Below are 20,450 nucleotides of genomic sequence, written 5' to 3' on the forward strand. Positions count from 1 at the left end.
TTTTATTATCATCTCTGGAATACACATACACCGTGCGCAGGCCCATGCCAGGCAGTCATAACGACCGGATTATCCTCTCCGGCAAATGGGGGGATAGCCCGCCACTCCCCTTCGGGTAAAACTATTTCTGCGACCTCATCTGTGGCGTTAAGCGTGATAAGCCAGCTATCCGAAAGCAGGATTTGCAGGCACGGCACGCCGCTTTGCCACTCACGCGCTTCCAACGGTTGCGCCTTTTTATTTAACCAGCGAACATTGCTGTCGCCCTCTTCCCACCACTGATTCAGGGTGAGCGCCGGGATCTGCTGACGCAGATGGATCAGCGCAGCGGTAAAGTCGGCTAATCCACTGTTGGCCTGTTGCCAGTCCAGCCAGGTTAACGGGTTATCCTGGCAATAAGCATTGTTGTTGCCGTGCTGGCTGTGGCCATGTTCATCGCCTGCCAGCAACATCGGCGTTCCTTGCGACAAAAGCAGCGTGGTGAGCAGCGCGTGCACGCTGGCGCGGCGTCGCTCAATCACATTCAGATTGCCACTTAATCCTTCTATACCATGGTTAAAACTGTGGTTATTGAAGGTACCGTCACGATTTTCTTCGCCATTGGCTTCATTGTGTTTCTGATTGAAACAAACGCAGTCACGCAGGGTAAAACCGTCGTGCGCCGTAACCAGATTGATCGACGCGGAGGGCAGACGCCCGTTGCGCTTGAACAGATCGCTGGAAGCGGCAAAACGCCCGGCAAACTGACCGAGTGACAGATCGCGTGCCAGCCAGAAGCGGCGCGCGGTATCACGATAGTGGTCGTTCCACTCGGCAAACGGCGGCGGGAAATTCCCCACCTGATAACCGCCAGGGCCGATATCCCAGGGCTCTGCAATCAGCTTCACGCCCGACAGCAGCGGGCAGTTCTTAATCGCCTCAAACAGCGGCGCCTGCTGGCTGTATTCCGGCGTGCGTCCCATCACTGACGCCAGGTCAAAACGAAAACCGTCTATGTGGAACGTCTCCACCCAGTACTTCAGGCATTCATACGCGTATTGCGTCACCGCCGGATGGCTGAGGTTGAGCGTGTTACCGCAGCCGGTCCAGTTGTGGTAATCGCCATCTTCCCTTAACCAATAATAGCTAGGGTTATCAATTCCGCGCAGGGAGAACGTCGGGCCTTCCAGATCCAGTTCCGCGCTGTGGTTCAGCACGATATCCAGAATGACCTCAATACCCGCTTCGTGCAGCGCCTTCACCGCATCACGAAACTCATCCCGCGCCTGCTCGGGATGCGAGGCGTAGCGCGGATCGAGGGCAAACATGGCCATCGGGTTGTAACCCCAGTAATTGCTCAAACCGAGGCGCTGCAAACGCGGCTCAGAGGCGAAATGGGCTACCGGTAATAATTCCAGGGCGGTGATCCCGAGATGCTTAAAATAGGCAATCATCACCGGGTGACCGAGCGCCCGGTAGGTGCCGCGGATCTCCTCCGGAATGCCGGGGTGCAGATACGTCAGCCCCTTAACGTGGGCCTCATAGATAACCGTCCTGCCCCAGGGAATATTGGGGGCGGCGTCCTCTTCCCAGTCGTAACGATCGTCGCAGACCACCACGCTTTTGGGTGCCACCGCGGCACTGTCCCGGTGATCGGGAGTATGTTTGCCGGCATGCAGCAGGACGTCATCGTCCAGCGTGCCTTCGACCTGATACGCGCAGGGGTCGAGCAGCAGTTTGGCCGGGTTAAAGAACAGCCCTTTTGCCGGATCCCACTGGCCATGAACCCGGAAGCCATACCGCGTGCCGGGTCTGGCATGTTCAAGGTAGCCATGCCAGATATCGCCACTGCGGGCCACCAGATCGTAGCGGTGTTCAATGCCATTGCCGTCAAACACGCAGAGTTCAACCCGATCCGCATGGGCGGAAAAGAGGGTGAAGTTCACCCCTTTGCCGTCATAGCGTGCGCCGAGCGGGGCCGGGTTACCTGCAGCGAGCTGCGTCATTCCCCCTCCCGCACCAGCCAGATCGTGGAGAGCGGCGGCAGAGTGAGGCTCAGGGACTGTGGTCGACCATGGCTCTCCTGCTCATCACTCTGCACCAGCCCGCCATTGCCCGCGTTGCTGCCGTGGTAATGCATGGAGTCGGTATTCAGCACTTCACGCCATTTGCCCGGCTGATTGATGCCGAAACGGTAGTGATGACGCGTGACCGGGGTGAAGTTACTGGCGACGATGATTTCGTTGCCCACCTTGTCACGACGGACAAAGATCAGCACCGAGCGCTCGTTGTCGTCCACCACCAGCCACTCGAAGCCGTAGTCGTCAAAGTCCAGCTCGTGCAGGGCCTTGTGGTGGCGATAGGTATGGTTAAGGTCGCGGACCAGGCGTTGCACGCCGTGGTGCCAGTTGTCGCCCCCTTCCAGCAGGTTCCAGTCGAGGCTGGTGTCGTGGTTCCACTCGCGGCCCTGGGCGAACTCGTTGCCCATAAACAGCAGTTTTTTGCCCGGGAAGGCGAACATCCAGCCGTAGTAGGCGCGCAGGTTGGCAAACTTCTGCCAGGCGTCGCCCGGCATGCGGTCGAGAATCGATTTTTTGCCGTGGACCACTTCGTCGTGGGAGAGCGGCAGAACAAAGTTTTCGGTGCTGTTGTAGAGCATCCCGAAGGTCAGTTTGTTGTGATGGAACTGGCGATGGACCGGATCCAGCTTCATGTAATCCAGGGTGTCGTGCATCCAGCCGAGGTTCCACTTGAACCAGAAGCCGAGGCCGCCCATCGAAGGTGGTCGGGAGACGCCCGGGAAGTCCGTGGACTCTTCCGCCATTGTCACCGCGCCAGGTGTCTGCTCCCCGAGAATACGGTTGGTGTTACGCAGGAACTCAATGGCTTCGAGGTTTTCACGCCCGCCGAATTCGTTCGGGATCCACTCCCCCTCTTTACGGCTGTAGTCGCGGTAGATCATCGAGGCGACGGCGTCCACGCGCAGGGCATCAATACCGAAACGCTCGATCCAGTAGAGCGCGTTGCCCACCAGATAGTTGGTCACTTCCCGACGGCCATAGTTGTAGATCAGGGTGTTCCAGTCCTGATGATAGCCTTCGCGCGGATCGCTGTGCTCATACAGGTTGGTGCCGTCGAACTCCGCCAGACCAAAGTCATCGGACGGGAAGTGGCCCGGCACCCAGTCGAGGATCACATTCAGCCCGGCGGCGTGGGCGGCGTTGATAAAGTAACGGAAGTCATCCCGGGTGCCGAAGCGGCGGGTCGGGGCATACATGCCGGTCGGCTGATAGCCCCAGCTGCCGTCAAACGGGTGTTCGTTAATTGGCAGCAGCTCCAGATGGGTAAAGCCCATCCATTTCACATACGGGATCAGCTGGTCGGCCAGCTCCCGGTAGCTGAGCCAGAAGTTGTTATCGGTATGACGACGCCAGGAGCCAAGATGGACTTCATAAATGGAGATCGGCATATCGAACTGGTTGGCCCGGATGCGCTCTTCGCTCTGGGCAACCTTCTCCGGCAGACCACAAATGAGTGATGCAGTTTCCGGGCGCATCTGCGCTTCGAAGGCATAGGGGTCAGCTTTGATCCGCAGCTTGCCGTGGGCATCGATCAGCTCGTATTTGTACAGCTGGCCGTTTTGCGCACCGGGGATAAACAGCTCCCAGATGCCGGTCTCGCCACGCAGGCGCATCGGGTGGCGACGGCCATCCCAGTAGTTGAACTGCCCCACTACAGAGACACGGCGGGCATTCGGTGCCCAGACGGTAAAGCGGGTGCCGGTCACGCCGTCCATGGTATCGGCGTGGGCACCGAGCGTCTCATAAGGACGCAGGTGTGTCCCTTCCGACAGCAGCCAGGCATCCATATCCTGCAACAGCGGACCGAAGCGATAGGGATCGTCGATCAGGTTTTGCTGGCCATGCCAGATGACGGCGAGCTGATAACGGAAGACATTTTTACGGCGGGCCATCACGCCAGCGAAGAAGCCGCGTGAATCAATACATTCGAGTTTACCGACCTTGCGACCGGTTTTGGGTTCGATGACCCACACTTCCGTCGCGTCAGGTAGCAGTGCCCGGACTTCCAGTCCAGCGTCAGTGCGGTGCATGCCAAGTACAGAAAATGGATCCGCAAAGTGACCCGCAATAAGCGCATTAATCACGTCTCTATCAATACGAACGGACATGGTATTCATCCTGTTTTTCTAGTTGCCGCCCCTGTCGCGCACCGGGTACGACCTTAATGTGACCTGAACGGAACAGCACCTTGTGCATCCTCTCTGTTCCATTCAACCTCCAGGCGGAATATGTGACATCCCGCATAAAGCATAGCCAACGCTTTATATGACTCCCGAAAAATAATGAATCATTTGCGTTTTCGTCCTTTAGTACGCAAAAAAAGGGGTGATAAATCACCCCTAAGTATTAAGTATTTATTACGCCAGTTGGCGTAGCATCCGGCGCAGCGGCTCGGCGGCACCCCACAAAAGCTGGTCGCCGACGGTAAAGGCGGAAAGGTACTCCGGCCCCATATTTAGTTTACGCAGGCGTCCTACAGGGGTAGATAATGTGCCGGTGACCGCAGCCGGGGTCAGTTCACGCATGGTGATGTCGCGGTCGTTAGGGATGACTTTTGCCCACGGGTTATGCGACGCGAGCAATTCCTCCACAGTTTGTATGGATACATCTTTTTTCATTTTAATTGTGAATGCCTGGCTGTGGCAGCGCAGCGCGCCGATGCGCACGCACAGACCGTCAACCGGGATCACCGAAGAGGTACGCAGGATTTTGTTGGTCTCGGCCTGGCCTTTCCACTCTTCGCGGGTCTGGCCGTTGTCCAGCTGCTTGTCGATCCACGGGATCAGGCCACCGGCCAGCGGTACGCCGAAGTTATCCACCGGCAGCTCGCCGCTACGGGTCAGCTGAGTAACTTTACGCTCGATATCGAGAATAGCGGACGCCGGGTTGGCCAGCTCTTCCGCCACGCTGTGCTGCAGCTGGCCCATCTGGGTCAGCAGCTCGCGCATATGACGCGCACCGCCGCCGGATGCCGCCTGGTAGGTGGCGACAGAAACCCACTCCACCAGATCCTGGGCAAACAGACCGCCCAGCGACATCAGCATCAGGCTGACCGTACAGTTACCGCCAACGAAGGTTTTCACGCCGTTATTCAGGCCGTGCGTGATGACGTCCTGGTTGACCGGGTCAAGAATGATGATCGCATCGTCTTTCATGCGCAGCGAAGAGGCCGCGTCAATCCAGTAGCCCTGCCAGCCGCTTTCACGAAGCTTTGGGTAAATTTCGTTGGTATAATCGCCGCCCTGGCAGGTGACAATAATGTCCAGCGCCTTCAACGCTTCCAGATCGTAAGCATCCTGCAACGTGCCTGTGGTACCACCAAAGGACGGTGCAGCCTGGCCGAGCTGGGAAGTGGAGAAGAAGACCGGGCGGATAGCGTCGAAATCGCGCTCTTCAACCATGCGTTGCATGAGTACAGAGCCGACCATACCGCGCCAGCCGATAAAACCAACGTTTTTCATAGCATTTTTTTCCTGCAGAGGGTGTGTGCTGTTTATGCAAGCCAGTATTGAACTGGGATATGCTTCACATTACAAAATGCTGCCAAAGTCGCAAGCGAAATTAATCGATGATTGCCCGGCTATCAGAAAAAGAGCTAATCATCGGGATAACCATACAAGTATCAGGGATAATCTACGATGAGTGAAATCATTTCCGCCGCTGTTTTATTGATCCTAATTATGGATCCACTCGGAAACCTGCCTATTTTCATGTCGGTACTGAAGCACACCGAGCCGAAGCGCCGTCGGGCGATCATGATCCGCGAGTTGCTCATCGCCCTGCTGGTAATGTTTATCTTCCTGTTTGCCGGCGAGAAAATCCTCGCATTCCTGAATTTACGCGCTGAAACGGTCTCCATTTCCGGCGGGATTATTCTGTTCCTGATTGCCATCAAAATGATTTTCCCGAGCAGCGAAGGGAGCAGCAGCGGCCTGCCTGCGGGTGAAGAGCCGTTTATTGTGCCGCTGGCGATCCCGCTGGTCGCCGGGCCGACGATTCTGGCAACCTTGATGCTGCTGTCGCATCAGTACCCGAATCAGATGAGCCATCTGGTGATTGCCCTGCTGATTGCCTGGGGCGGAACCTTTATCATCCTGCTGCAGTCGTCGCTGTTTTTACGCCTGCTGGGGGAGAAAGGGGTCAATGCGCTGGAGCGGCTGATGGGATTGATTCTGGTGATGATGGCGACGCAGATGTTCCTGGATGGGATCAGGGCGTGGATGAAGGGCTAGCAAGGTAAAAGCAAAACGACAACGAAAGTTGTCGTTTTTAGTGTTTGCACCCTCTCCCTGTGGGAGAGGGCCGGGGTGAGGGCATCAGGCCGCACAGACTTCCCAGCCCCCAGCCATGCCGGGTGGCGGCTTCGCCTTACCCGGCCTACGGTTCGAGGTTTTGTAGGCCCGGCAAGCAACGCGCCGCCGGGCACTGCTGCTAGCTCAGCAGCGTAAACGCAATCATCCCGACAATCGCCCCGGTGGTGCCGAGGATGGTTTCCATCATCGTCCAGGTCTTGAGGGTTTGCGCTTCGCTGGCGCCGGTGAATTTACCGAACAGCCAGAAGCCCGCATCGTTGACGTGGGACACCACAATCGACCCACCCGCGATACAGATAGACAGCGCTGCCATCTGCGCGCCGGAGTAATTCAGCTGCTCAATCACCGGCATCACCAGCCCGACGGCGGTTAAACAGGCCACGGTCGCGGAGCCCTGAATGATACGCACCGCCGCAGCCAGCACAAAACAGGTGATCGCAATTGGCAGGCCCATTCCGGTGAGCGCTTCGCCCAGTGCCGGGCCGACGCCGGAATCCACCAGCACCTGCTTGAACACCCCGCCCGCACCGATCACCAGCAGAATAATCCCTGCCGGTTGCAGCGCCGCGCCGCAGATCTCCATCACCCGATCCTTCGCCATACCCTGACGCATCGCCAGGCCATAAATGGCAACCAGACAGGCGACCAGGATCGCGGTGAACGGATGGCCGATAAACTCAAACCACTCGTAAGCGCTTGAACCGACCGGCACAAAGCGCGCAGCGATAGTTTTCAGCCCCACCAGCACCAGCGGGAGCAGGATCAGCGCGAGGCTAAAGCCAAACGACGGCATTTTGCCCTCGCCCAGGTGCGGCTCGGTGATGTCGTCAGGAATGTGCAGCTCAACGTAACGGCTGATAAAGTTGCCCCACAGCGGACCGGCGATCAGCATGCCCGGGATCGCGGCGCAGAGACCAATCAGGATCATCCAGCCGAAGTCAGCGTGCATCTGGGAAGCCAGCAGCATCGGCGCAGGCCCTGGCAGTAGAAAGGCCGCCGCTGCTGCCACACCGGCAAACAGAGGAATAACCAGCTTCACCAGGTTTGTACCGGTATGGCGCGCCATAGAGAAGGCCACGCTAATCAGCAGCACCACCGCCACCTCGAAGAACAGCGGCAGCGCGCAGATCAGACCGGCCAGACCAATCGCATAGTGCGCCCGGCTGTGGCCGAATGATTTCAACATTTTGACGGCGATCTGATCGACCGCGCCGGTTTCATGCAGGATTTTGCCAAACATCGCGCCAAGGGCGACGACAATGGCCAGGAAGCCTAGCGTGCCCCCCATCCCCTTTTCCATGGTCGCGGCGATTTTGTCGAGCGGCATTCCAGAAAAAAGACCTGCACCAATAGATACCACCATCAAAGCAACGAAGGCGTGCATACGGGCCTTCATCACCAAAAACAGCAGCAACAGCACGGAGCCGACTGCTGTTAAAACAAGCGTTAACGTACTCAAAACTTACTGCCTTTTATTAATGACCTCAATGGTGCTGGCAACAACACCGTCCAGCGGCTGATCGATATCCACGACCAGGACATCGCTTTCATCCGCGCCCGGTTCCTGCAGGGTTTCGAACTGCGTCACCAGCATCTGGGTTTTGAAGAAGTGGCCTTTACGCGCTTTCAGACGGGTTTCGATCACGTCGAAATCGCCCTTCAGGTAGATAAAGGAGAGATTAGCGTTGCCTTCACGCAGCTGGTCGCGGTAGGTCTTTTTTAATGCGGAGCAGACGATCAGCGACACTTTGTTGGTGCGCTGCATAGCAAAGGCGGCATCATTCAAAGCCTGCAGCCACGGCTTACGATCGTCGTCGTTCAGCGGCTCGCCAGAGGCCATCTTGGTGATGTTGCTGCGCGGATGGAGAAAGTCACCATCAAGAAACGCGGCATGAATTTGATGCGCCACTTCGCTGGCAACGGCAGATTTACCGCTACCGGAAACGCCCATCAGGACATAAACGTGGTGATCTGGATTTGTGGTGCTCAAGGTATGTCCCTCAGTCGATTGTTACGGGTAACAGTTATCGGTAACATTGTCCTGCCGGGGCTGACGAGAAGCAATATCCAAACGTGTGCGAAGTGAATAAGTGTGAGCTAGTTCAAACTTGTCAGGTTAAATCGATCCACCCGGTGACAATGTGAAACCTAAATCTAACATCTTAGGCGTCACCGCCTCACCACGAATGCGCGCCAGCAGGCGTTCTGCACCGATACGGCCCATGCGCTCACGCGGCGTCAGAACGCTCGCCAGACGCGGTTCCATGACCTGACCGATGTCGTGGCCGTGGAAACCGGCAATCGCCATATCACCTGGGATAGAAAGCCCCAGACGCTGGCACTCAAAGGCGGCGCCGACCGCGAGGTCATCGTTGGTACAGAAGATGCCGTCAAGCTGCGGGTACTCGCGACGGGCCTGACGCATCAGCTCAATGCCGGAGGTGTAGGAAGAGGACTGCTCTACCATCACGCTGTAGGGCGTTAAGTTGGCGTCGAGCATCGCCTGCTCGTATCCCTTCTGTTTGATGATAGTACGTTCATCCAGACGTGCGCCAAGATAGGCGATATGGCGATGACCGCGGGCGATAATCGCCGCCGTCATCTGGCGGGCAGCTTCGAAGTTATCGAACCCGACGGCGATGTCGAGGCAAGGCGACTGGCTGTCCATCAGCTCGACCACCGGAATACCTGCCACCTCGATCATCTTCAGCGTGCGGGCGGTGTGGGTGCGTTCGGTGAGAATCAGGCCGTCAATGTTCCAGGAGAGCATCGACTCCAGACGTTCCTCTTCCAGTTCCGGTTTGTAGCCGTAGTGAGCGAGCATGGTCTGATAGCCAAAGGCGTCGGTGACGCTTTCGATGCCGCGGAGCACTTCCGCAAAGACCTGGTTAGTTAAGGAGGGGAGCAGGACGCCTACCGCACGGCTGGTGGCATTGGAGAGAATATCGGGGGCGCGGTTGGGGATATAACCCAGTTCATCAAGAGCAGCGGCAATCTTGCCACGTAACGCCACGGAAACCTGTTCCGGGTTACGTAAGAAACGGCTGACCGTCATTTTAGTCACACCGACGCGATCGGCTACATCCTGAAGTACGGGTCTTTTCTTTTTCATCGTCCTGAGAGAAACCGGTAGTGATAGATTCCCTCAGTTTATCACGGACAAAGGCCAACCTTCCCCTGGGAATGGGGAAGGCTGGTTATTTATTTAGACCGGCGGCAGGTCGAACAGCAGAATCTCAGCGGCGCTGTCGGCATGCACGGAGATCGCCTGCTCATCCCAGATGGCCAGACCATCGCTGGTGGTCGCTTTGGTGCCGTTGATGGTCACTTCGCCTTTCACCACCTGGATCCACACTTTGCGGTTCGCGGCGATCTGATGCACAGACTGCTCGTCTTTCGCCAGCGCCCAACGGTAAAGCTCCATGTCCTGATGCACTTTCAGCGAGCCGTCACGGGCATCCGGTGACAGTACCAGCTGTTTCCCCTGCTCGGCGTCAAAACGACGTTGCTCGTAGCGCGGGGTAATGCCTTTTTCTTCCGGAATGATCCAGATCTGGTACAGACGCAGACGGTCGGTTTTGCTTGGGTTGTATTCGGAGTGACGCACCCCGGTACCCGCCGTCATAATCTGGAACTCACCCGCCGGAACCTGCTCTTTGTTGCCCATGCTGTCCTGGTGCTCAACAGCGCCTTCCAGCACATAGGTCAGGATTTCCATGTCTTTATGCGGGTGGGTACCAAAGCCCTGACCGGCATCGATCACGTCATCGTTAATGACTCGCAGTGCCGAGAAACCCATAAAGTTCGGGTCATAATAATCGGCAAACGAGAAGCTATGCCATGAGTCCAGCCAACCATGATTTGCGTGACCGCGGTCGTTTGCTTTGCGTAAGAAGATCATTGTTTTTACCCTCAGTTCGTTTCGATGGAGTAAGTGTGGACGCAATCGACCTGGGATCATAGAGGGTGAAAATTGACTCCTCTGTTCAAAATAACTGAACAAGCACAGAGGAGTCGTTCAGGCTTATCTGGCAAGGGTTACCGTGGCAGGTGAGGCCTGTTCAAAGGCCCGTTCAAGGATTTCCAGATTGGTCATCACTTCAATTTCCTTGACGTAATTAGGGGTACCTTTTGTGAGGGTCTCATACAGCGCATCGTAGACCTGTCCGTAGTCGCCGGTGCCCGGTTTGATCTCCTCTTTCACCGTCACCCCCGCGTCGTTGACATACTCCAGCACGCCCACGGATGCATCTGCCGCAAATCCTGGTTCACCCGGCATGATGTTGGCCTTCAGGCTGGTCTCCTGCTGGTCGATGCCGTACTTGATAAACGAGCCTCTGGTGCCATGGACGATGAATTTCGGGTAGTCGGTCTTCACCAGATGGCTGGTTTTGACGATCGCCTTGAGGTCGCCGTAGAACAGCTGAGCTTCAAAGGTATCGTCCGGGTTGGCTTTATTGCGCAGGCTGCGAATGTCGTAGGCCACATGGTCCGGACGGCCGAACAGGCTGATGACCTGATCCATAGTGTGCACACCCAGGCCATAGAAAGAGCCATCCTGCGGCAGGCCGGGTTTGGTCTCTGCCACCGGGCGGTAGTAATCGAAGTGGCTTTCGAACTCGACGATCTCGCCCAGCTTGCCGCTCTCAATCGCCTGTTTAGCAGTCAGGAAGCAGGTATCAAAGCGACGGTTCTGATACGGGCTGACGGTCAGCCCTTTGCTGCGGGCCAGTTCGAACAGCTCTTTCGCCTCGGCCATCGTCGGGGTGAAGGGTTTTTCCACCAGCACGTTTTTCCCGGCTTCCAGGGCGCGTTTCGCATACTCAAAGTGGCTGTCGGCGTGCGTGCAGACGATCACCAGCTTGACCTCAGGGTCGTTCAGCACCTCATCGAGATCGCTGGTGAAATGAATATGGGAGTACTGCGGTGACTGCTCTTCCGGCTTCGGGTGACGGCGGAAGATGTGCGCCACATGCCAGCTGGCTTTACGGGTGAGAACGTACGGAAGGTGATAGCGGGTGGTGCTTTTGCCAAATCCAATAAATGCGCAGTGTAGTGTCATAGTGGTTTTCCTGGCTTAGGTCTCTGCTTTCAACCATAGCGCAACCTGGCGGCGAAATATATTTCTATAACGAATCCTAAAATGGCGGTCGAAAGCTTGATCCTGGGTGAAATTACCAGGATAAGAAGACGGCCAAATCCCCCTGCTCGCGAAAGGAGTCGCGCTCATTTTCTATGGACAGAAAATATCTCGCGTTAAATAGCGCCCTTCTCTTCTGGCTGCTCGCGCTGGTCGCCTGGTGCTCAGGCGCCCTCTTCCTGACGTGGCTGTTCGCTGCAGTCTCTTTGCTGAGCTTTGGCATCTCCCTTCTACTCAATCAGGTTAAGACCATGTTTAAAAAGAGCAAAACCCCCGAGGCTGGCAAGCCAGAACTCATCCTTCCCCCGGTGCCCGTCATTGAAAAAGAGCCCACCGCTACGGAGAAACACGGCACCACCGTTATCGCCAGCGATGTGCGTTTTGAAGGCAATATCGTTTCCGGTGGTCATGTCTACGTTCACGGGACGCTTATCGGCAATATCGACTCCAAAGAGAGCCTGATAAAAATCATGCGTGGGGGTCAGGTGGAGGGAAATATCACCTGCCGGGAGCTGATCGTTGATGGCAAGGTGCTCGGCCAGTGCAGCAGCGATGTGATTGAAATCTGCGAGAACGGCCAGGTCACCGGAACCCTTGCCTACCGCACCCTGGCGGTGAAAAAAGGCGGGCTGTTTTCCGGCCAGGCAGAGGTGTTACCCGCCGTCGCGGAAAAGACCAACGTGGTGGGCCTGATGAAAGAGAGCGCGCCAGACCCGCTCGATCTCGTGCCGCTGCAAAAGCTGTAGGGCAAAAAAAAAGCCAGCGATAAGCTGGCTAAAATAATACTGGAAGCAATGTGAGCAATGTCGTGCTTTCAGGTTCCCGTGTCGGTTCTCCTGAAGGCAAGACAATAATAATCATTCTCATTCGCACTTGTCTACTGATTTTTTGCAAAAAATGCTTGTTGACTCACATTTCAAACTCATGGATGTTGAAAGGGAACCTAACTAACTGAGGAAGAAGGAATGAGTGAGATAGTGATACGCCACGTTGAAGCCGCCGATGCCGAAGCTTTACGCCTGCTGAATGCCCATCCAGGGGTTTATCACGACACTCTACAACTTCCTCATCCTGCGATGGATATGTGGAAAGAACGCGTGATGCAAAAGCCGGGCAGGCGTCATCTGGTGGCCTGCCTGGACGATAAGGTCATCGGTCACCTGGTGCTGGACGTGATGGAAAATCCACGCCGCAGTCATGTGGCGACGTTCGGAATTGGTGTGTCAGCCGAGGTGCAGGGCCGCGGCGCGGGCAGCGCGTTAATGCGCGAGATGATCAACCTGTGCGACAACTGGCTGCGCATCGAGCGTATCGAGCTGACGGTTTTTGTCGACAACGCCTCTGCCATTGCCCTGTATCGTAAATATGGCTTTGTGGTGGAAGGCACCGGGAAGAAGTTCGCCCTACGTAACGGTGAGTTTGTCGATGCGCACTTTATGGCGCGCATCAAGTAAGCATGGATACCTCTCCCCATTGGGGAGAGGTAAAAGGTTTAATATCCTGCCGTCAAATCATCCACCGACCGCGGATCCGATGCGCCATACAGCGCGCCATCCGGCCCCACCATAATGCTCTGGGTGCTGCCCATCGCCTCTTTCACCACCACTTTTTGCCCGCGCTGTTCCAGCAGCTTCAGGGTATCCGGGCTAAAGCCCTTCTCCACCCGCAGCTCATCCGGCAGCCACTGGTGATGGAAGCGCGGCGCGTTGGTGGCCTCTGCCACGTTCATCCCGTAGTCGATGCTGTTGACCACCATTTGCAGCACGGTGGTAATAATGCGGCTCCCGCCAGGGCTGCCGGTCACCAGCCAGGTTTTGCCGTCCTTCACCACGATGGTCGGTGACATCGACGATAGCGGACGCTTCTTCGGCCCGACAGCGTTGGCATCCCCGCCCACCAGCCCGTAGACGTTCGGCACGCCCGGTTTGGCGGAGAAATCATCCATCTCGTTATTGAGCAGAATGCCGCTGTTGCCCGCCACGATCCCGGTACCAAACACGGTGTTCAGCGTGTAGGTGACCGCCACCGCGTTACCGTCTTTATCCACCACCGAGAAGTGGGTAGTCTGGTTGCTCTCGTACGGGGCCAGTTTGCCCGGGCGGATCTCGCTTGAGGGTTTAGCTTTGTTGATATCGATCTGATCGGCCAGAGTTTTGGCATAGGCTTTATTGGTCAGCGCCTGCCACGGAACCTTGACGAAATCGGGGTCGCCCAGATACTCCGAGCGGTCGGCGTAAGCATATTTTTCCGCCTCGGCCATCACCTGCATGGTATCGGCACTGCCGAAACCAAACTTATGCAGATCGAAGTTTTCGAGGATATTGAGGATCTGCACGATGTGGATCCCGCCGGAAGACGGTGGTGGCATGGAGTAGACCTGATACCCGCGATAGTCCCCGCTAATCGGCGTGCGCTCCACCGCTTTGTATTCGGCGAGATCGGCTTTGGTGATCAACCCGCCGTTCTTACTCATCTCTTCGGCAATCTGGTCGGCAATCACCCCTTTATAGAAGGCATCCGGGCCGTTCTCGGCAATCATCTCCAGACTTTTGGCGAGGTTGGTCTGCACCAGCTTGTCACCCTTCTTCAGCGGCTCGCCCTCCTTCCAGAAGATCGCTTTGCTGTTCTCATGGTTGGGGAGCACTTCGCTGCCGTAGGTTTTCAGATCGTCAGCCAGGGCGTCGTTGACCTCAAAGCCGTCGCGCGCCAGCTTGATCGCTGGCTGCACCACTTTGTTCAGCGGCAGGGTGCCGTACTTATCCAGCGCCAGCGAGAAGCCCGCTACCGTACCCGGCGTGCCGGTCGCCAGATGGGAGGTGAGAGATTTTTTACTGTCTGCGTTACCCTGGTCGTCGAGGAACATGTCGCGCGTGGCCTGGGACGGCGCCATTTCACGGAAGTCGATCGCCGTGGTCACGCCATCTTTGGTCCGCAGCATCATAAAGCCGCCGCCGCCGAGGTTACCCGCCTGCGGGTGCGTCACCGCCAGCGCATAACCCACCGCCACCGCCGCATCCACCGCATTACCGCCCTGCTTGAGGATATCCACCCCCACCTGAGTGGCAAGGGCATCCACCGAAGAGACCATTCCCTTTTGCGCCCGCACGGGATGGAACACATCTTCCTCCACGCCATAGGATACCGGGGGTGCGGCAGGCGGATTTGCTGCCACGCCAAACGTACCGCCTGCCGTCAGGGCAGCAATCGCTACCCAGCGTAAAAACGTTGGTTTGATCATTCTTATTCTCCAGGTACAGGGACTCATGCTCCCGCTTAAGCCTGGTTCATAACTCTTAAAAAATCATCGTAGTGCGGGATTGGAGGTAAACTTAGAGGAGGCCTCAGAAGGAGGGAGTAACAATGAAACGACTAATTCTTGTTGCGGCGTTACTGCCGTTTGCCGTGCTGGCGCAACCCATCAATACCCTGAACAACCCAAACCAGCCGGGGTACCAGAACCCCAGCCAGCAGCGGATGCAAAATCAGATGATGATCCAGCAGCAGCAGCAGACAGGGATGCTCAATCAGCAGCTGCAGACGCAGACCCGCGTTCAGCAGCAGCATCTGCAAACGCAGATGAACAACGATACCCTGCGGGTTCAGCAGAGCCAGCCGGGCGTGCAGGTTCTGCCTAACACCAGCGGCGGGATGCTTAGCGGCGTAGAGTCGTCGGGCGGTGTGCAGCAGCAACATATGCTGCCGCAGCAGCAGAACGGCTCAATGCTGAATAACCCTTAGGGCTGGAAGTCCGGACCAATCAGGGCAATCGCATCGGTACAGATGCAGTCCACGCCCCAGCGCAGCAGTTCCGCTGCCCGCTGGGGCTGGTTAACGGTATAGACCAGAATATGCAGGCCGGCGGCCTTAATCGCCTTCACCCGCGCCTCATCCAGCAGACGATGGTTGAGATGCATCGACACGCAGCCCAGCCGGGTCGTTAACTCCCGCCAGTCTTCACGCCACTCATCCAGCAGTAAACCCCGCGGCAGCTCGGGCACTGCAGCCTGCGCCGCCTCCAGCGCGTCGATCTCAAACGACGACAGCAGTGGTGGGGTCATCCCTTCCCACAGTTCGCGTGCCGCCAGCGCGATGACTTTACCGGTGAGCGGCCCGGTGCCGGTGGTCGGTTTGATTTCGATATTGGCCATCATCCCGTGCTTCCTGCAGCGGTCGGCCACCTCGGCCAGCAGCGGCAGCGGCTCGCCTTTAAACTCCTTGCCAAACCAGCTCCCGGCATCCACCTTCAGCAGATCGCGCCACGGCAGTTGTCCTGCCACGCCCCAGCCGTTGCTGGTGCGCTCGAGGTTGTCATCGTGCAGGAGGAAGATCTCCCCGTCCTGAGAGAGCTTGGCGTCGAACTCGATCATCGTGTGGCCGTAGCGCGCCCCGACGTCAATCGCCGCCAGGGTGTTCTCCGGGGCCAGTTTACCGCCGCCCCGGTGGGCGACGATGCGGGGATAAGGCCAGTTACTCATACGCGTTGTCCTGTTTCACCATCGAATAAGTGCAGATGATTTTCCGGCAGATGCAGCCACAGCGTGCTGCCCGCTTGCGGGCGCTCCTGATGCGACATGCGCACCACCAGCTTCTGCTCGCCCCGGCGTCCGTGCGCCAGGTTATCGGCACCCAGCATCTCGAGGGTGTCCATCACCAGCGGCACCCCGCCTTCCGACTGGGAGCTTAGCGCAATATGTTCCGGGCGGATACCCAGCGTCATTTTGCGTCCGGCGTAGCCGCGATAGAACCAGTTGATCGGCAGCGCCATGCCGCTCTCCAGCTCAAAATGAGTACCCGCAGCGCTAATGCGCCCCTCCAGCAGGTTCATGGCCGGGCTGCCGATAAAGCTCGCCACAAAGCGGCTGGCGGGCTTTTCATACACCTCCACCGGGGTGCCGATCTGCTCGGCAATGCCTTTGTTCATCACCATCACCCGCTGGGCGAGGGTCATGGCTTCGACCTGATCGTGAGTCACGTACAGGGAGGTGGTTTTCAGGCGACGGTGCAGGTGCTGTAGCTCAAGGCGCATCTGCACGCGCAGTTTGGCGTCGAGGTTGGAGAGCGGTTCATCAAACAGGAACACCGCCGGGTCACGCACGATGGCGCGGCCCATCGCCACGCGCTGACGCTGGCCGCCGGAGAGTTCACGCGGCCGGCGCTTCAGCAGACCGTCCAGCTCCAGAATTCGCGCTGCCTCTTTGACGCGCTCGTCGATATGGCTTTTGCCCATCCCGCGAATTTTCAGTCCCCAGGCCATGTTCTCCTCCACGCTCATATGCGGGTAGAGGGCGTAGTTCTGGAACACCATCGCGATGCCTCTGTCTTTCGGTTCCATCTCGGTGACGCGCTGGCGGTCAATCCAGATATCGCCCGACGTGACGCGCTCGAGCCCGGCGACCATCCGCAGCAGGGTCGATTTGCCGCACCCGGACGGGCCGACCATCACGATAAATTCCCCGTCCGCCACGTCGAGCGTTAACGGCTGAATGACCTGGGTTTTGCCATCCCAGCTTTTGGTGACTGCCTGAAGTTTTAAACCTGCCATTTTATTTCTCGCTATCGACCAGGCCGCGGACAAATGCACGCTGCATGGCTAAAACAATGACTACGGGTGGGATAAGGGTAAGCAGCATCGCCGCCATCACCTGGTTCCAGAGGGTGGTGCCTTCGCCGGTTGAAATCATCCCTTTGATGCCCGCCACGGCGGTGCCGAGGTTGACGTCCTGCACGATCAGCAGCGGCCACAGGTACTGGTTCCAGCCGTAGATAAAGGTGATGACGAACAGCGCCGCGAGGTTGGTGCGGGACAGCGGCAGCACGATGTCGCGGAAAAAGCGCATCGGTGAGGCGCCGTCGATGCGCGCGGCTTCAATCAGCTCGTCCGGCAGGGTCATAAAGAACTGGCGGAACAGGAAGGTGGCGGTGGCCGAGGCCATCAGCGGCAGGGTTAAGCCCGCGTAGCTGTCGAGCATGCCGAGCCTGGCGATCACCTCCACCGTCGGAAAGATACGCACCTCCACCGGCAGCATCAGGGTGATAAAGATCATCCAGAAGAACAGATTGCGCAGCGGAAAGCGGAACCAGACGATAGCGAAGGCCGAGAGCATCGACACCGTAATTTTGCCGACGGTGATGCCAAACGCCATGATGAAGCTGTTGAGCATCATCAGCCAGAACGGCGCGCTGTTCACCCCTACGCCCTGGGTCCAGATGGTCGCCATGTTCTCGAAAAGATGACCACCCGGGATGAGCGTCATCGGGGTTTCAAAGATGGCGTTGCGGTCCAGCGTGGCGGCGACAAAAGCCACGTACAGCGGGAACAGGATCACCAGAATGCCCAGGATCAGCATGGTGTGGCTGAAAATCGTCAGCCCGCGACGGTTCTCAATCATTGGTAGCGCACCTTACTTTCAACATAGCGGAACTGCACCACCGTGAGGATGATGACGAGGAACATCAGCACCACCGACTGGGCGGCAGAGGCCGAGAGATCCAGACCGGCAAAGCCTTCGCGGTAGATCTTGTAGATCAGCGTGGTGGTGGCCTGCACCGGGCCGCCCGCAGTGGCGGCGTCGATCACCGGGAAGGTGTCGAAGAAGGCGTAGACCAGGTTGACCACCAGCAGGAAGAAACTCACCGGGGCGATCAGCGGTAGCGAAAGCTTAAAGAAGCGGCGGACCGGGCCTGCACCGTCAATCGCCGCGGCTTCCACCAGCGAACGCGGAATGGACTGCAGCGCGGCAAAGAAGAAAAGGAAGTTATAGCTGATCTGCTTCCACACCGAAGCGAACACCACCAGGAACATCGCCTGGCCGCTGTTCTGGGCATGGTTCCAGTCGTAGCCAAACTCGCCGAGGAAATGGGTGATCAGCCCGCGGCCGGGGTTAAACAGGAAGATCCACAGCACGGCGGCGACCGCGGGGGCCACGGCATAGGGCAGCAGCATCAGGGTCTGATAGAGACGGCTGCCACGCACCACGTAATCAACCAGCGCGGCGAAGAACAGCGAGGCGAGCAGGCCGCTGACGGTGACCAGGGTGCTGAATTTGATCGTCGTCCAGAAGGCGTCGAGGTAGTAGCTGTCGTGCCACAGGGCGGCGAAGTTATCCAGGCCGACGAACTGGCTGGAGAGCCCGAACGGATCGACGCTCTGCACCGAGTACCACAGCGCTTCGCCCGCAGGCCAGATAAAGAAGATAACGGTGATGACCAGTTGCGGCGCGACCAGCAGGTACGGCAGCCAACGGGAACGGAACACCGGACGGGAAGATGACATAGGTTAGCTCAAGTTGGTTTCCCCTCACCCCGGCCCTCTCCCCAAAGGGGCGAGGGAGAAAAGACGGCTCCGCGCAGTCCCCTCTCCCCTATGGGGAGAGGGTTAGGGTGAGGGGTAAGGTGTTAATTACGATTTGGTCGACTGCTCGAAGCGGCGCAGCAGTTGGTTGCCACGCTCTACCGCTGAATCCAGCGCCTGCTGTGGAGTTTTCTTACCGGTCCACACGCTTTCCAGCTCTTCATCCACGACGGTACGGATCTGCGGCATGTTGCCCAGACGCAGGCCTTTGGTGTACGGCAACGGTGGCTTGTTCAGCATCTGACGCGTGGCGATATCTGCCCCCGGGTTCTTGTCATAGAAGCCCTGCTCGCGGGTCAGGTCATACGCGGCTTTGGTGATCGGCAGGTAGCCGGTCTTCTGGTGCCATTCGGCGGCGTTTTCTGGTTTCGCCAGGAAGTCGAGGAACTCCGCCACGCCTTTGTAGGTGGTGTTGTCTTTGCCCTGCATCACCCACAGGCTGGCCCCGCCGATGATGGCGTTTTGCGGCGCGCCTTTCGAGTCGGCGTCGTACGGCATCATGCCCACGCCGTAGTTGAATTTGGCGTAGTGACGGATATCCGCCAGCGAGCCGGATGAAGCAGTAGTAATGGCGCAATCACCGCTGTAGAACTTCTCAGTGGATTCGTCTTTACGCCCGAAGTAGCTGAAATCGCCCTTCTTGTTCAGTTCCTGCAGCAGCGCGATGTGCTTCACCTGCTCCGGCTTATTGAATTCCAGTACCGCGTTGGTGCCGTTGAAACCGTTGTTCTCGGTGGCAACAGGCTGACCGTGCCAGGCGCTGAAGTTCTCGATCTGGATCCAGCCCTGCCAGCCGCTGGCGTAGCCGCACTTCATGCCCGCCGCTTTCAGTTTGGCGGTGTACGCGGCGAGATCCTGCCAGGTTTTTGGCGGCTGCTCAGGATCTAAACCAGCTTTCTTAAAGGCGTCTTTGTTGTAGTAGAGCACCGGGGTGGAGCTGTTAAACGGCTGAGAAAGCAGGTGCCCGGTTTTGGAGTCGGTGTAGTACCCGGAGACGGTCGGCACAAACTGGGATTCGTCGAAGTTGATGCCCGCGTCCTTGAACACTTCGTACACCGGCTTGATGGCTTTGGAGGCCATCATGGTAGCGGTGCCCACTTCGTAAACCTGCAGCAGCGCCGGGGCGTTGCCGGTACGGAACGCGGCGATACCGGCGCTCAGGCTCTGCTCGTAGTTACCTTTGTACACCGGCACAATTTTGTAATCCGGGTGGGTGTCGTTGAAACGCTGCGCCAGGGAGTCAACTTCTTTACCCAACTCCCCTTCCATGGAATGCCAGAACGGAATAGTGGTGACGGCCATTGCGTTGCCCGCAAAAACCAGACCCATTGCCAGACCCAAAGCTGTGTGTCGTAACGATGTCATTGTCATCTCTCTTATTGTGCCGGATGCGCGATATCACGCGTTTTCTGCTCGCGAGGTAACATGACATGCGCGAATTACAGAAAAATAACCGTTTGTTTACAGAGATGTGACAACAAGGCGTCAGGGGGATGATGGAAATATGAAGGGGGGCGGCCAAAAAAAGCCGGGTGGCGGCTTCGCCTTACCCGGCCTACTCCGATCCCGTAGGCCCTGTAAGCGTA

18 protein-coding genes are annotated in these 20,450 nt (G+C 57.6%); 4 read left to right on the forward strand and 14 right to left on the reverse strand.

Annotated elements, in window-relative coordinates:
- Positions 1-8 precede the first annotated feature (8 nt).
- The 3 genes from glgX to asd all read right to left on the reverse strand — a co-directional run bounded on the left by glgX (position 9) and on the right by asd (position 5,521).
- Complete coding sequence (glgX, locus tag SOM40_RS21740; protein WP_320530907.1) at positions 9-1,985, reverse strand: glycogen debranching protein GlgX; 1,977 nt, start codon at positions 1,983-1,985, stop codon at positions 9-11.
- Positions 1,982-4,168 (reverse strand): 1,4-alpha-glucan branching enzyme, encoded by a 2,187-nt coding sequence (gene glgB, locus SOM40_RS21745; RefSeq protein ID WP_166184448.1) that lies wholly within the window; start codon positions 4,166-4,168, stop codon positions 1,982-1,984. Before glgB ends, glgX begins: the two co-directional genes overlap by 4 nt.
- Positions 4,169-4,417: 249 nt before the next feature.
- Complete coding sequence (gene asd / locus SOM40_RS21750) at positions 4,418-5,521, reverse strand: aspartate-semialdehyde dehydrogenase (RefSeq protein WP_106995234.1); 1,104 nt, start codon at positions 5,519-5,521, stop codon at positions 4,418-4,420.
- 177 nt (positions 5,522-5,698) lie between these two features.
- On the opposite strand from asd, the gene SOM40_RS21755 reads away from it, so the two are divergent.
- On the forward strand, positions 5,699-6,292 hold the full coding sequence (locus SOM40_RS21755) for a YhgN family NAAT transporter (protein WP_032614883.1): 594 nt from the start codon (positions 5,699-5,701) through the stop codon (positions 6,290-6,292).
- Positions 6,293-6,491: 199 nt separating this feature from the next.
- On the opposite strand, the gene gntU is transcribed toward SOM40_RS21755, so the two are convergent.
- The 5 genes from gntU to SOM40_RS21780 all read right to left on the reverse strand — a co-directional run bounded on the left by gntU (position 6,492) and on the right by SOM40_RS21780 (position 11,435).
- On the reverse strand, positions 6,492-7,832 hold the full coding sequence (gene gntU / locus SOM40_RS21760) for a gluconate transporter (RefSeq protein ID WP_225760051.1): 1,341 nt from the start codon (positions 7,830-7,832) through the stop codon (positions 6,492-6,494).
- Positions 7,833-7,835: 3 nt separating this feature from the next.
- Positions 7,836-8,363, reverse strand: coding sequence for a gluconokinase (gntK, locus tag SOM40_RS21765; RefSeq protein ID WP_039032525.1), 528 nt, complete (start codon positions 8,361-8,363; stop codon positions 7,836-7,838).
- 126 nt (positions 8,364-8,489) lie between these two features.
- Positions 8,490-9,485 (reverse strand): gluconate operon transcriptional repressor GntR, encoded by a 996-nt coding sequence (gene gntR, locus SOM40_RS21770; protein ID WP_106995236.1) that lies wholly within the window; start codon positions 9,483-9,485, stop codon positions 8,490-8,492.
- Between the two features lie 93 nt (positions 9,486-9,578).
- A complete protein-coding gene (locus tag SOM40_RS21775; protein WP_106995237.1) occupies positions 9,579-10,274 on the reverse strand; it encodes a pirin family protein in 696 nt (231 codons plus the stop codon).
- A 123-nt stretch (positions 10,275-10,397) separates the two neighbouring features.
- Positions 10,398-11,435 carry an oxidoreductase gene (locus SOM40_RS21780; RefSeq protein ID WP_262661710.1) on the reverse strand — a complete coding sequence of 346 codons (1,038 nt, stop codon included), beginning with the start codon at positions 11,433-11,435 and terminating at the stop codon, positions 10,398-10,400.
- A gap of 173 nt (positions 11,436-11,608) precedes the next feature.
- On the opposite strand from SOM40_RS21780, the gene SOM40_RS21785 reads away from it, so the two are divergent.
- Positions 11,609-12,259 (forward strand): bactofilin family protein, encoded by a 651-nt coding sequence (locus SOM40_RS21785; RefSeq protein WP_225760049.1) that lies wholly within the window; start codon positions 11,609-11,611, stop codon positions 12,257-12,259.
- 219 nt (positions 12,260-12,478) lie between these two features.
- Complete coding sequence (yhhY, locus tag SOM40_RS21790; RefSeq protein WP_320530906.1) at positions 12,479-12,967, forward strand: N-acetyltransferase; 489 nt, start codon at positions 12,479-12,481, stop codon at positions 12,965-12,967.
- Positions 12,968-13,005: 38 nt separating this feature from the next.
- On the opposite strand, the gene ggt is transcribed toward yhhY, so the two are convergent.
- Complete coding sequence (gene ggt, locus SOM40_RS21795; protein WP_225760047.1) at positions 13,006-14,751, reverse strand: gamma-glutamyltransferase; 1,746 nt, start codon at positions 14,749-14,751, stop codon at positions 13,006-13,008.
- 122 nt (positions 14,752-14,873) lie between these two features.
- On the opposite strand from ggt, the gene SOM40_RS21800 reads away from it, so the two are divergent.
- Positions 14,874-15,251: a DUF2756 family protein gene (locus SOM40_RS21800; RefSeq protein WP_320530905.1), complete on the forward strand. Its 378-nt coding sequence runs from the start codon at positions 14,874-14,876 to the stop codon at positions 15,249-15,251.
- Here the strand turns inward: SOM40_RS21800 and ugpQ are convergent.
- The 5 genes from ugpQ to ugpB form a co-directional block, all read right to left on the reverse strand.
- On the reverse strand, positions 15,248-15,988 hold the full coding sequence (ugpQ, locus tag SOM40_RS21805) for a glycerophosphodiester phosphodiesterase (protein ID WP_320530904.1): 741 nt from the start codon (positions 15,986-15,988) through the stop codon (positions 15,248-15,250). The genes SOM40_RS21800 and ugpQ overlap by 4 nt on opposite strands.
- The gene (locus SOM40_RS21810) at positions 15,985-17,055 is read right to left on the reverse strand and encodes a sn-glycerol-3-phosphate import ATP-binding protein UgpC (RefSeq protein WP_320530903.1); all 1,071 of its coding nucleotides are present in this window, start codon (positions 17,053-17,055) and stop codon (positions 15,985-15,987) included. The genes ugpQ and SOM40_RS21810 overlap by 4 nt, the downstream gene beginning before the upstream one ends.
- 1 nt (position 17,056) lies before the next feature.
- On the reverse strand, positions 17,057-17,902 hold the full coding sequence (ugpE, locus tag SOM40_RS21815; RefSeq protein WP_225760044.1) for a sn-glycerol-3-phosphate ABC transporter permease UgpE: 846 nt from the start codon (positions 17,900-17,902) through the stop codon (positions 17,057-17,059).
- Entirely contained in the window at positions 17,899-18,786 is an 888-nt protein-coding gene (ugpA, locus tag SOM40_RS21820; protein ID WP_106995245.1) for a sn-glycerol-3-phosphate ABC transporter permease UgpA, read from the reverse strand. Before ugpA ends, ugpE begins: the two co-directional genes overlap by 4 nt.
- A gap of 126 nt (positions 18,787-18,912) precedes the next feature.
- Positions 18,913-20,229 (reverse strand): sn-glycerol-3-phosphate ABC transporter substrate-binding protein UgpB, encoded by a 1,317-nt coding sequence (gene ugpB, locus SOM40_RS21825; RefSeq protein ID WP_261645092.1) that lies wholly within the window; start codon positions 20,227-20,229, stop codon positions 18,913-18,915.
- Positions 20,230-20,450 lie beyond the last annotated feature (221 nt).

Source organism: Leclercia sp. CFBP8987, assembly GCF_034044995.2.
Classification (GTDB): domain Bacteria; phylum Pseudomonadota; class Gammaproteobacteria; order Enterobacterales; family Enterobacteriaceae; genus Enterobacter; species Enterobacter tamurae.

What these genes read in the sequence shown, in the direction of transcription:
- glgX (WP_320530907.1), bottom strand. Translation starts at nt 1,985, where the DNA reads ATGACGCAGCTCGCTGCAGGTAACCCGGCCCCGCTCGGCGCACGCTAT.
- glgB (WP_166184448.1), bottom strand. Translation starts at nt 4,168, where the DNA reads ATGTCCGTTCGTATTGATAGAGACGTGATTAATGCGCTTATTGCGGGT.
- asd (WP_106995234.1), bottom strand. Translation starts at nt 5,521, where the DNA reads ATGAAAAACGTTGGTTTTATCGGCTGGCGCGGTATGGTCGGCTCTGTA.
- SOM40_RS21755 (WP_032614883.1), top strand. Translation starts at nt 5,699, where the DNA reads ATGAGTGAAATCATTTCCGCCGCTGTTTTATTGATCCTAATTATGGAT.
- gntR (WP_106995236.1), bottom strand. Translation starts at nt 9,485, where the DNA reads ATGAAAAAGAAAAGACCCGTACTTCAGGATGTAGCCGATCGCGTCGGT.
- SOM40_RS21775 (WP_106995237.1), bottom strand. Translation starts at nt 10,274, where the DNA reads ATGATCTTCTTACGCAAAGCAAACGACCGCGGTCACGCAAATCATGGT.
- SOM40_RS21780 (WP_262661710.1), bottom strand. Translation starts at nt 11,435, where the DNA reads ATGACACTACACTGCGCATTTATTGGATTTGGCAAAAGCACCACCCGC.
- SOM40_RS21785 (WP_225760049.1), top strand. Translation starts at nt 11,609, where the DNA reads ATGGACAGAAAATATCTCGCGTTAAATAGCGCCCTTCTCTTCTGGCTG.
- yhhY (WP_320530906.1), top strand. Translation starts at nt 12,479, where the DNA reads ATGAGTGAGATAGTGATACGCCACGTTGAAGCCGCCGATGCCGAAGCT.
- ggt (WP_225760047.1), bottom strand. Translation starts at nt 14,751, where the DNA reads ATGATCAAACCAACGTTTTTACGCTGGGTAGCGATTGCTGCCCTGACG.
- SOM40_RS21800 (WP_320530905.1), top strand. Translation starts at nt 14,874, where the DNA reads ATGAAACGACTAATTCTTGTTGCGGCGTTACTGCCGTTTGCCGTGCTG.
- ugpQ (WP_320530904.1), bottom strand. Translation starts at nt 15,988, where the DNA reads ATGAGTAACTGGCCTTATCCCCGCATCGTCGCCCACCGGGGCGGCGGT.
- SOM40_RS21810 (WP_320530903.1), bottom strand. Translation starts at nt 17,055, where the DNA reads ATGGCAGGTTTAAAACTTCAGGCAGTCACCAAAAGCTGGGATGGCAAA.
- ugpE (WP_225760044.1), bottom strand. Translation starts at nt 17,902, where the DNA reads ATGATTGAGAACCGTCGCGGGCTGACGATTTTCAGCCACACCATGCTG.
- ugpA (WP_106995245.1), bottom strand. Translation starts at nt 18,786, where the DNA reads ATGTCATCTTCCCGTCCGGTGTTCCGTTCCCGTTGGCTGCCGTACCTG.
- ugpB (WP_261645092.1), bottom strand. Translation starts at nt 20,229, where the DNA reads ATGACATCGTTACGACACACAGCTTTGGGTCTGGCAATGGGTCTGGTT.